The 1,562-nt window shown below is 67.0% G+C and carries 1 protein-coding gene and 1 pseudogene; one reads left to right on the top strand and one right to left on the bottom strand.

Features of this window, described 5'->3' with window-relative positions:
* Nucleotides 1-80: 80 nt before the first annotated feature.
* Nucleotides 81-878, bottom strand: coding sequence for an HAD family hydrolase (locus BIS11_RS17200; protein ID WP_253586671.1), 798 nt, complete (start codon nucleotides 876-878; stop codon nucleotides 81-83).
* A gap of 180 nt (nucleotides 879-1,058) precedes the next feature.
* On the opposite strand from BIS11_RS17200, the pseudogene BIS11_RS17195 reads away from it, so the two are divergent.
* Nucleotides 1,059-1,562 (top strand): annotated as a pseudogene (locus tag BIS11_RS17195) (exoribonuclease II); the annotation flags it as partial.

The following is a 1,562-nucleotide window of genomic DNA, read 5'->3' as shown; positions in this document are numbered from 1 at the left end:
AGCTCAAGCGCCTCGACAAGGAACCCGCGCGGGCCGACCGCGCCCGCCCCTGAACGCAGCGAGGCGCACGCCAGGGCCGCTCAGAGCCCGAAGCGCTCGCGCAGAAGCGTCGCCACCCCGGCCTCGCCGTGGTGGCCGATCTGGCGCCCGCGCCCCAGGCGTTCGGCCATCTCCGGGTGGGCGTTGTGCATGTAGTGCGCCTCGCCGGCCAGGCTCAGCATCTCGACATCGTTCAAGTTGTCGCCGAAGGCGAGGCACTCCTCGGCCTTCACGTCGATGCGCTCCAGAAGCGCTGCCAGCGCCACGCCCTTGTTGACGCCGCCGGCCATGATCTCGAGCGAATCCGGCGTCGAGTAGGTCACGTGCAGATCGCGACCGCCGATCTCGCGCACCCGCGCCTCGATCCTTGCAAGCGCATCGGGGCTTCCGCCGTAGAGCACCTTGCCGATGCCCTCACAAGGCATCTCGCGCGGCGGCACCACCTGGTAGACGAACCCGGTGGCGGCGTGCATGCCCAGGTGGCTGGGGGATTCCGAGTCGATGTACCAGGCGTCGTCCAGGTAGAGGCTCAGGCGCACGTTGGCCGGGCGTGAAAGCTCGATCAGCGCGCGGGCCTTGCCGGGGTCGACGTGGTGGGCGTCGAGCAGCATGTCGCTCGGGTCGTGGGTGTAGGCGCCGTTGCTGCTGATCAGGTGCATCGGCACGTCGAGCTGGTCGCGAAACACGCGCATGTCGAGGTAGTGGCGCCCCGAAGCCAGCGCTAGGTGATGGCCCTGCTCGACCAGCGCGCGCAGCACCTCGATGGTACTGTCGTGCAGGGTGTGGTCGCGTCCCAAAAGCGTTCCATCCAGGTCGGAAACAATCAGCCGGGGGGTCATCGGGCGCTCCTTGGTTTGGTTCGTTGCGGTAAACGTGGGGCGTCGAGCTTAACCGATAACGCCAGGCGCGGGTAAGTCGTTGACCTGGCGGCGCAGGCCTTGTGGTGGCCGGCGGGGTAATTGGCGCGGTGGCCGGGAATCCGTATAGTGGCAGCCTACTCTCGCCAACTGATCGAGCTCATGCTGCAAAATAACTCCGTGCTTGCCCAGCTCAAGCAACAGATTCGTGATACCACGCCCCGCGCCGAAGGCGTGATCAAGGCCACCGAGAAGGGTTTCGGCTTTCTCGAGACCGACGGCGGCGACTCCTACTTCGTGCCGCCCCCCGCGATGAAGAAGGTGATTCACGGCGACCGCGTCGAGGCGGTCATCCATGAAAACGGCGACAAGAAGTCCGTCGACCCGGAAAAGCTGATCGAGCCCGGCCTGGACCGCTTCGTCGCGCGCGTGCAAAAGCGCGAGGATCGTCTCGCCGTGGTGCCGGATCACCCCTCGATTCGCAACGTCATCAAGGCGCGCATCAAGCGCAGCCTCGACGAGGCGAGCATCGGTGACGGCGACTGGGTCGTGGCGCGCCTGGTGCGCCACCCGCTGAAAGCGGACGACCGCGGCTTCTTCACCCAGATCGACGAGCTGGTGGCCAAGGCCGACGACCCGGCAGTGCCGTGGCGCGTGACGCTGGCC

Origin of the sequence: Halomonas sp. 707D4 (assembly GCF_024158685.1) — a bacterium.
GTDB lineage: Bacteria > Pseudomonadota > Gammaproteobacteria > Pseudomonadales > Halomonadaceae > Vreelandella.
This window is presented reverse-complemented; position numbering and strand designations above follow the sequence as displayed.

Coding starts and splice junctions, on each gene's coding strand:
- BIS11_RS17200 (WP_253586671.1), bottom strand. CDS start 878: ATGACCCCCCGGCTGATTGTTTCCGACCTGGATGGAACGCTTTTGGGA.